A 9,405-nucleotide genomic window follows, 5' to 3' on the forward strand; every position below is an offset into this window, starting at 1 on the left:
CGGTCCTGCTCCGTGGGCCCGCCGCCATCGGCCATCCATGGCCGGGGGCGGCTAAACCGGCATCCATGCCGGTTTGCCCACTACGCAGAACCTCCACTCGGCCTCTCGAGGGGGCGTACACCTCAAGAGCCAAAGCGAGGCGGCCTGACAGCCGACCTGGTTTTTCAGATGCCCCCCATCCACTGTGGGAGCGAGCCTGCTCGCGAAGGCGGTGTGTCATTCAGCATAAAGGTTGACTGACCTGGCCCCTTCGCGAGCAGGCTCGCTCCCACATTTGGATATTTACCATCCCTCAACGCAACGACCGAAACGCCGTGCGCAGTTCCTCGGTGAACAGTTGTGGCTGTTCCCAGGCTGCGAAATGACCGCCTTTTTCTGCCTGGCGGAAGTAGATCAGGTTTTTGTAGGCGCGTCGGGCCCAGCTTTCCGGCGGGCAGTAGACGTCGCCCGGAAACACCGTGATCGCCACCGGCAATGAGATTTCGCCGGTTTTCTGGGCGCTGGAGGACAATGGGCTGCGGCCTTTGTTTTCCCAGTACAACCGGGCCGACGATGCGCCGCTGTTGGTCAGCCAGTAGAGGCTGATGTCGTCCAGCACCTGATCCCGGGATGGCAACTGCTGCGCGTCAGTGCCATAGGTCCATTGCGAAAAACCCGGGTGCACCAGCAGGAACGCGGCGAGGGCGACCGGGGAGTCCGTCACGCCGTAGCCGATGGTCTGCGGACGGGCAGCCATCATGGCGCTGTACGCCAGGTTGCCCTGTTTGATCAGGGTGGCCACCGCCTCGTAGGTCGCGCGTTCCTGCGGGTCGAAACTCGCCGGTGCCGGGCCCGCGACCGCCAGCGCGGCGCCTGCTTCCGGAGGGATCGTCGCCGGCAAATTCAGATGAATGCCGCGCAAGCCCGCCGGCGCCTGTCGCGCCATGGCACCGGTGATCGGCCCGCCCCAGTCGCCGCCTTGAGCGACGTACTGCGGGTAGCCGAGGCGCTGCATCAATTGCGCCCAGACCTGTGCGATACGGTCCGGATCCCAGCCGGTGCCGCCGGGCTTGCCTGAAAAGCCATAGCCGGGAATGGAGGGGATCACCAGGTCGAAGGCATCGCCCGCCTTGCCACCATGGGCGACCGGATCGGAAAGTGGGCCGATGACCTTGATGAACTCGAACACCGAACCCGGCCAGCCGTGGGTCATGATCATGGGCAGTGCTTTCGGGGCTGGCGAGCGCACCCAGATGAAGTGGATGTCGACGCCGTCGATGGTCGTGACGAATTGCGGCAGGGCGTTGAGCTGCGCTTCGGCCTTGCGCCAGTCGTACTCCGTGCCCCAATAACGCATCAGCGGCTGCAACTGCGCCAGCTGCGCCCCCTGGGAGGCGTCGCCGACGGTTTCCTTGTCCGGCCAGCGGGTGGCGGCGATGCGCTGACGCAGGTCGACCAGGGCCTTTTCTTCAATGGTGATTTTGAAAGGGCGGACGCTGTTATCGGCTGAAGCCAGGTTGAAGAGAAAGCAAACGCAAAGGGCGAGGGCAGTCGCGAATCTAGGTTTCATCGTCATTACCTCAACTGAGGGACGCGAAGCGATCCTTGGTAGTCAGCATGGCATGGGGGCGAAATATGGCCCGCACCACTGGTCGAGGTGTTGACCTCTACAGATCGAGTCATGGCTTACGCCTTGACCCAGCGCTGACGGCTCCAGCTGCTCAGCGAGTCGACCGCGAACACCAGTAGCAGCATCGCCAGAATCACCGTGCTGGCCTGGGCCTCCTGGAACAGGCTGAGCCTGACATACAGCATCTGACCCAGGCCGCCAGCGCCGACGAAACCGAGCACGCTGGCCATGCGGATATTGTTTTCCCAGCGGTACAGGATGTAGGCCAGCAACTGCGGCAACAGGTTGGGCAGGGTGCCGTAGCAGAACGCCCAAATGGCATTGGCGCCTTGCAGGCGAATCGCTTCGGCGGGTTGCGGCGGGGTGTTTTCCAGGGCTTCGGCGAACAACCGGCCGAGCACGCCGGTGGTATGCAGGGCCAGGGCCAGGGTGCCGGCATTCGGGCCAAGACCGGCGGCCAGGACCATCAGCGCGGCCCAAACCAGCTCCGGAATCGCCCGCAGGGCGTTGAGCATCAGGCGCGATGCGCTTTTGAGCAGCCAGCCGAAACGACCGGCCGCCGGCAGCGCCAACATCAGCCCGAACACCGCCGCGAGCAGGGTGCCCAGGGCGGACATGGCGATGGTTTCCAGCGCACCCTGACCGATGGCTTGCAGGTGGGCCGCGCTCAGGTCCGGGCTGAGGAAACGTTGTGCATAGGCACCCATTTGCTTGAGGTTGTCACTGCCGCCCAACGCGCCCAGGTCGAGGCCCAGATAGCTGAACGACGCAACTACCGCGACCGCGATGCACAGCAGCAGGGTCAGGTTGATCAGGCGATTCATTCCAGCCTCCAGCGCAACAGGCGGCTGAGTTGATCGGCCAGCAGCACCAACACCAGAAAAGTCAGCAACAGACTGGCGACTTCGCCGCCGGCGAACATGCGCAGCGACAGATCCATTTGCTGGCCCAGTCCGCCAGCGCCGACGAAGCCCATCACCACCGAGGCGCGGATGGCGCATTCCCAGCGGTACACCGTGTACGACAGCAGTTCTGCCGCGACATTGGGCAGGATTCCATACCCAAACGCCGCGAGCCGACCGCTGCCGGCTTGCAGCAGCGCGTGGGCCGGACGCTGGTCGACCGACTCGAAAATCTCCGCATAGACCTTGCCCAGCATGCCGCTGTAGGTAATGGCGATGGCCAACACCCCGGCTGTCGGGCCCAGGCCCACGGCGCGCACGAACAGCAGGGCCCAGACGATTTCCGGCACGCTGCGCAGGAAGATCAGCAGACCACGCACCGGCCAGCGCAGCAGTCGGCCCAAAACACTTGGGCGGCCGCCAAGGGAGGCCGCCGACAGTGACAGCGCACGGCTGGCCAGCAGGCTGGCGGGTACCGCCAACAGCAACGCCAGGCTCATGCCGGCCGTGGCGATGGCCAGGGTTTGCAGCGTGGCTTGCCACAACAGCTGGAGGAATTCTTCGCCATGGGCGGGGGGCCAGAAGGTCGACACGAAGCGCCCCATTTCGCTCTGGCTGTCGGTCGCCAGCAGCACACCCAGATCCAGTTCGCTGAAACGGATGCCTGGCCATAACAGGGCAAGCGCCAGCAGGCTGAGCAGCAGACGCGGGCGGCTGGCCGGATCTCGGGAGTCGCGGGTCAGCATCGGGGAATCTGCACGCTCAAGGGCGGCGGAGGCGCCGGTGGCGATTGCAGTTGTTCGTTGGCGTAGAGCTTGTCGAGCAGCTCGTGGTCGACCTCGGTGGCCGGCAGGTCGAACAGGATCTGTCCGTCACGCAGGCCGATGATCCGCGGAAAATGCGCCAGGGCCAGTTCCACCGCATGCAGGCTGGCGACCAGGGTGACGCGGTGTTCCCGGGCATGACGACAGAGCACTGACAACGTGTGCCCGGCCAGCACCGGGTCCATGGCCGACACCGGCTCATCGGCCAATAGCACTTCTGGTGCTTGATACAACACGCGGGCAACGCCGACGCGCTGCAACTGGCCACCGGACAATTGCTGGCACTGGGCGAACAATTTGTCACTCAGGTCCAACCGGGCCAGCGCCGCCCGCGCGCCCGGAATGTCCAGCGGATGCAGCAGGTTCAGCAAGCTCCGGCCCAGGCCCCATTGCCCCAGCTTGCCAGCGAGCACCGCCGTGATGACGCGCTGGCGCGGGGGCAGGGGAGGCGATTGGTGCACCAGGCCGATACGGGCACGCAGGCGCTGACGTTGGCGGGCCGACAGCTGCCAGGCGCGCTCGCCCAGTACTTGCAACTCGCCGCTGCCGGGGCGCAGGGCGGTGGCCAGCAGGTTGAGCAGGCTCGACTTGCCCGCACCGGAGGGGCCGATGATGGCGACCTGTTCGCTGGCAGCGATGTGCAAGTCCACATCGCGCAGCGCCTGGACGCCATTGGTGTGGGTCAGGCTGACCCCGCTCAACTGCAAGGTCATTTGAGCAGGTCGGCGGCGCGTGCGGCTTCCTCGATGCCCTTGTAGTTCTCGGGGCTGGTTTCGATGAAGCGGCTGGCGGCCTGCAAATCCAGAATCTCCTTGTCGGCAGGCTTGGCCGGATCGAGGGCCAGGAAGGCGGCCTTGATCTTGCTGGCGAGGGCCGGGTCGAGGGTCCCGCGCACGGTCCAGTTGTAGTCGAAGTAGGCCGGGGTGGTGGCAAACACCTTGACCTTGTCCGTGTCGACCTTGCCGGCGGCCACCAGTTTTACCCACACGCTGGCGTTCAGGACCCCGGCATCGACCTTGCCCGCCTGCACCCAGGCGACGGTGGCGTCGTGGGCACCGGAGTAGCCCACGCGACTGAAGTAGGTTTCCGGCCTGATGCCGTCCTGGAGCATGAAATAGCGTGGCATCAGACTGCCCGACGTGGACGACACCGAGCCGAAGGCGAAGGACTTGCCCTTGAGGTCGGCAAGGGATTTGACGTTCGGGTCGGCGCTGATGAATTTGCTGGTGAATTTCGCGTCCTGCTCACGCTGTACCAGTGGAATGGCATTGCCGGTTTTCAGGCGTGCCTGCACGAAGGTGAAGCCGCCGAGCCAGGCCAGGTCGATGCGGTCGGTGGCCAGTGCCTCGACCACGGCCGGGTAGTCGCTCACCGGCACGAACTCGACCTTCATGCCCAGTTGCTGCTCCAGATAAGCGCCCAACGGCTTGAATTTGCGCAGCAGTTCGGTCGGCGCCTCATCAGGAATGGCGCTGACTTTCAGGGTGTCGGCGGCCTGCGTGAGCAACGTGCACACAGACAGGGTCAAGCCAACGGCCAATGCCAGGGTACGCTTGAACATGGAAGTTCTCCGTTTCGTTTGCGCAAGAGGGTCGACGCACCGGCGGCAGACTGATTGCGGCAGGGCGCATTGAGAGGGTAGACGAAATGGCGCGGGTGCAAGGGACCCAAGGGCTGCATCGCCCAGGCTTTTTCCGAATGCGGATGAACCGTTGCGCGATGGGATTTACCCGATTCGAGGGGGCAGTGCGGGCGTGGGCCGCCTTAAGGTGGCGCAAAGGCGTCGGATGAAAACTCCCCGACACAACCCATTGCAGCCAGAGGACATTCCATGATTCCGCGCACGCTCTTCGATCATGAACTTGAAGCATTCCGCCACACCGTCAGGCGTTTTCTGGCGGAGGAGTGCATGCCGTTTCACGAGCAGTGGGAGCAGGACCATCGGGTTCCCCGGGAGATCTGGAAGCGCGCCGGTGAACTGGGCATGCTCAACGCCACGACACCCGAGGCCTATGGCGGCCTGGGCCTGGACCGGCGTTTTTCGATGGTCGCCGTCGAGGAAGTCGCCCGTGCGGGGCTGTCGGGTTTGAGCGGTTTCAACGTGCATGACATCTGTGCCGGCTACTTGATCAACTTCGGCACGGAAGAGCAGAAACAACAATGGCTGCCACAAATGGCCAGCGGCGAAATCATCTCCGCCGTGGCCATGACGGAACCGGATACCGGGTCCGACCTGCAGGCGGTCAAGACCCGTGCCGTGCTCGATGGTGACGAGTACGTGATCAACGGCGCCAAGACCTTCATTTCCAATGGCACCAACAGCGACATCATCGTGGTGATCGCCAAGACCGGCAACACGGGCAAAGGCTCCCGGGACATTTCGCTGATCCTGGTGGAGGCTGATCGCGTCGGGGTCACCAAGTCCAAACCGCTGCGCAAGGTCGGCCTGCATGCCCAGGACACCACCATGCTGTTCTTCGAGGACGTGCGGGTGCCGAAGGCGAACATTCTGGGGGGCGAACCTGGCCAGGGGTTCTATCAACTGATGAAGGAGCTGGCCTGGGAGCGATTGAGCATCGGCATACTCGCGATTGCGGCGAGCCAGGCGGTACTGGAACAGACCATCGCCTACACCCGCGAGCGCAAGGCATTCGGCACCCCCATCATCGAATTCCAGAATTCGCGGTTCAAGCTGGCGGACCTCAAGACCGAGATCGTCCTGGGGCAGACCTACACCGATCGCTGCATGGAACTCATCCTGCAGCATGAGCTGAGCCCGGAGGCAGCGGCCGCCGCCAAACTCTGGTGCACCGAGCTGTATTCGAAAGTGGTCGATCAGTGCGTGCAGCTCCACGGCGGCAACGGCTACATGCTGGAGTACCCGGTTGCCCGTCACTACCTGGACAGCCGCGTCAACCGCATCTACGGCGGTGCCAACGACATCATGCGCGAACTGGTGGCGCGGACCCTCTGAATCGTCGGTCCCACAAGTAAACCCCCCTCTAATATAGGGGGGAGGTCAATCCGCGTTCCCCTTCACCATCTGGGTCAAGGCGGATCCCGAGGTTGCCAGAACCCTGCTCGCAACAATGGACACCTGCTGATTTTCAGCGGTGTTCGGGTCAACAGTCCGCCAATCGCCAGAACGTGGCCATACCTCGCCGAACCGTAACGTGCAGCTCGCTGCATCGTCGGGTTTGGCAGGATCGGAGACCAGGCAGGACATGCATACCGACAAGCTGCTCGTATCGACGAAATTCGCTCCCCCGCGCATCGGCACCCAGACGATCCTGCGCGAACGCCTGCTTCAGGATCTGCAGGGCATGACGCAATGCCGCGTGGGCCTGATCACCGGCAGTCCCGGTTTCGGCAAGACCACGCTGCTGGCCCAGTGGCGGCAGGTGATGATGCGTGCAGGGGCCGAGGTAGCCTGGCTGTCGCTGAGTGCCGATGACAAGCACGTGCCCATCTTCTTCGCCTATTTGCGCGGTGCGTTGCAACGCCTCGGCATTGCCCTGGACAGCGGTGTTCCGCTGGAAGGTTCGCGACCGGAGTTCCTCGACGAGGTGGTGGCGGCTATTGTCGAAGGGGCCGCCAGCATCAACAAGGAGCTGTTCCTGGTCATCGATGACTACCAGCACGTCACCGACCCTCGTTCCCACCAATTGATGCAAAAGCTGCTGGATCACAGTCCGGAGAACCTGCATTTCGTCCTCTCGTCCCGTGTCGGTCCACCGCTGAGTTTCAGTCGACTGCGCCTGAGCGGTCAGTTGCTGGAGCTCGATTGCGCCACCTTGCCTTTCGATCTGGCGGAATCGCGCGCCTTTCTGGAGCAGAGCCTGGCGGCGTTGAAGCTCAGCCCGGAGGAACTGCATCAGATCCACGAACTCACCAGCGGCTGGCCGGCCACCTTGCAACTGGTGATCATCCTGCTGCGCAGTGACCCGGATTCCCGTGGGGCCCTTCGCGAAATGGGCTGGCGTTCCGACGATCTGCAGAGTTACCTGGCCGAAGACGTCATGGCCCATTTGCCGCCCGAGCTGGCGCAGTTCATGGAAAGCGTCAGCATTTGCCGCCGCTTCAACGCTTCGCTGGCGCAAGCGATCACGGGCGTCAATTCGGCGCAGGCCATGCTCAAGCGGCTGGATGAAGAGAATCTGCTGATCTTTCGCGTTGACGCCGATGACCGCCAACCCTGGTATCGCTTTCATGCCCTGTTCGGCGATTTTCTGGCGACCCGGTTCGCCCGTCGGGACGGCGCCGCGCAAACCGAACTGCATAACCGCGCCGCACGCTGGTTTGCCGAGCGCAAACTGTTGGCCGAGGCTGTACGGCACGCCACCCTGGCGGGCGACCTCGACTTCGCCGCGCAACTGATTGAACGGGCGGCTCCGGCGACCTGGAGCCTGAGTCAGCTGAGCCCACTGTTGCGTCTGCTCGATCGTTTGCCACAGGACATCCTGTTCTCCCGGCCCCGCCTGTTCTTTCTCGGTTGCCTGGCCTATGCACTCACGGCCCGGCCGGCCAAGGCCGAGGTCTGGCTGGAGCAATTCCATCGCAGCGGCGCGGCGCAACACGCCGACGTCGCTTATCGTCTGCCGCTGGTACAGGCGGCCATCGAAGTCCAGCGTGATCGCACCGAGCCCATCATTGGTTTGCTCGAAGGGTTCCAGGCCTTGCCGGACGACTATTCCGTGACGCGTTTCGGCGCGCCGGCGCTGCTGTCGATCGCCTATCTGGCCGCCGGAAGATTCGACGAGGCATTGCAGTGCCTGGACGAGAATCCCATCCCCGAAGCCGAACGCAATGGCGAGATGGCCCTGGTCGCCGAAGGGGCCCGCACCCTGTGTTACCTGCAGGCCGGCCAGATGCGTGAAGCCGAGCGGGTCGGTTCGGCGCAACTGGCCCGTGCCGTGGCGGTTCACGGACACCGCGCCGCCAGTGCCTACATCGGTGCCGCCACGCTGGCCGAGGTCTACCGCGAACTGGACCGTACCGACGAAGCGCGGGAAATCCTCGCCAATCGCAATGGCCTGCTGCAGTGGGCCATGCCCGACACCATGCTGCGCGCCACCCTCTGTCGGGCGCGCCTGGACCTGCTCCAGGACAGCGCCCCGGTGGCCATGGCATTTCTGGAACGACAGGAACGGCACTTTCGCACCATCGGGCAGGAGCGTGCCCTTGTTCATTGCCTGGCCGAGCAGGCGCGCATTGCCTTGCTGGAGTATGACAAAACCTACGCCGCCGACAGGGTCGCCAAACTGCAAGCGCTCGCTGAAAAACACCGCGACTCCACAGGCTTCCAGGCAGAAATCCCGGCGATGGCCGCGTTGGCGCAGGCGCGTCTGCTGCTGGCCACCAACTACCCGGACAAAGCCCTGGAAGACCTGGCCATCCTGAGTGCTTACGCGAAGGTGTTCAGTCGCGGGCAATTGCGGGTCACCGGCCTGTTGCTCGAGGCGTGCGCCAAGGCCGACCTGTTGCTGCCGGAACAGGCGCAATCGCACTTGCTCGAAGCCCTGGCCCAAGGCCGTCGACTGGGGCTGGTACGCACCTTCATCGACGAAGGCGAGGTGGTGCGCAAGATGCTCACCGCGCTGGCGAGCAAACCGCTGGCCAGTGAGGACGAGGGGTATCTGGGGCAGTTGCTGGAGCGCTTCGGTCCCGCAAACCTTGGCCGCGCCAGCGAATCGTCGACCAATGGCGTCTCGTCTGTGCTCACTCCCCGGGAGTTGGCGATCCTGCAGTTGATCAGCCAGGCGATGGCCAACAAACGCGTGGCCCTGACGCTGAACATTTCCCTGGAGACGGTGAAGTGGAATTTGAAGAACATCTACGCCAAGTTGGGGGTTTCCAGTCGCTATGATGCGGTGTCGTGGGCACGCAAGAATGGGTTGATCGAGTAGGTGCATCTGCATTTTTGGTGGGCTGCTGTTTGCTTGAGGCGGTATGCATATCCGTTTCTTCGGTGATGGCTGCTGGCGGTTCCGCCCTTGCGGCGGGTCACTTGGAAGGGCCTGTAGGAGCGAGCCTGCTCGCGAAGGCGGTGTGTCATTCAGCATAAATGTTG

7 protein-coding genes are annotated in these 9,405 nt (G+C 63.8%); 2 read left to right on the forward strand and 5 right to left on the reverse strand.

Annotated features, from left to right (window positions below):
• Nucleotides 1-292: 292 nt before the first annotated feature.
• The 5 genes from HNQ83_RS30355 to HNQ83_RS30375 form a co-directional block, all read right to left on the reverse strand.
• Nucleotides 293-1,549, reverse strand: coding sequence for an epoxide hydrolase family protein (locus HNQ83_RS30355; protein WP_175392526.1), 1,257 nt, complete (start codon nucleotides 1,547-1,549; stop codon nucleotides 293-295).
• A gap of 116 nt (nucleotides 1,550-1,665) precedes the next feature.
• Nucleotides 1,666-2,433 (reverse strand): phosphonate ABC transporter, permease protein PhnE, encoded by a 768-nt coding sequence (phnE, locus tag HNQ83_RS30360; RefSeq protein WP_175392527.1) that lies wholly within the window; start codon nucleotides 2,431-2,433, stop codon nucleotides 1,666-1,668.
• Nucleotides 2,430-3,257 carry an ABC transporter permease gene (locus tag HNQ83_RS30365; RefSeq protein ID WP_175392528.1) on the reverse strand — a complete coding sequence of 276 codons (828 nt, stop codon included), beginning with the start codon at nucleotides 3,255-3,257 and terminating at the stop codon, nucleotides 2,430-2,432. The genes phnE and HNQ83_RS30365 overlap by 4 nt, the downstream gene beginning before the upstream one ends.
• A complete protein-coding gene (locus HNQ83_RS30370) occupies nucleotides 3,251-4,048 on the reverse strand; it encodes a phosphonate ABC transporter ATP-binding protein (RefSeq protein ID WP_175392529.1) in 798 nt (265 codons plus the stop codon). Before HNQ83_RS30370 ends, HNQ83_RS30365 begins: the two co-directional genes overlap by 7 nt.
• Nucleotides 4,045-4,896 carry a putative selenate ABC transporter substrate-binding protein gene (locus HNQ83_RS30375; protein ID WP_175392530.1) on the reverse strand — a complete coding sequence of 284 codons (852 nt, stop codon included), beginning with the start codon at nucleotides 4,894-4,896 and terminating at the stop codon, nucleotides 4,045-4,047. Before HNQ83_RS30375 ends, HNQ83_RS30370 begins: the two co-directional genes overlap by 4 nt.
• A gap of 270 nt (nucleotides 4,897-5,166) precedes the next feature.
• Between HNQ83_RS30375 and HNQ83_RS30380 the strand changes: the two genes are divergently transcribed.
• Together HNQ83_RS30380 and HNQ83_RS30385 are read left to right on the forward strand one after the other, a co-directional pair.
• Nucleotides 5,167-6,309 (forward strand): acyl-CoA dehydrogenase family protein, encoded by a 1,143-nt coding sequence (locus tag HNQ83_RS30380; protein WP_175392531.1) that lies wholly within the window; start codon nucleotides 5,167-5,169, stop codon nucleotides 6,307-6,309.
• Between the two features lie 250 nt (nucleotides 6,310-6,559).
• Nucleotides 6,560-9,241 (forward strand): LuxR C-terminal-related transcriptional regulator, encoded by a 2,682-nt coding sequence (locus HNQ83_RS30385; RefSeq protein ID WP_175392532.1) that lies wholly within the window; start codon nucleotides 6,560-6,562, stop codon nucleotides 9,239-9,241.
• Nucleotides 9,242-9,405 lie beyond the last annotated feature (164 nt).

Origin of the sequence: Pseudomonas sp. C2B4, from assembly GCF_013359695.1 — a bacterium.
Lineage (GTDB): Bacteria > Pseudomonadota > Gammaproteobacteria > Pseudomonadales > Pseudomonadaceae > Aquipseudomonas.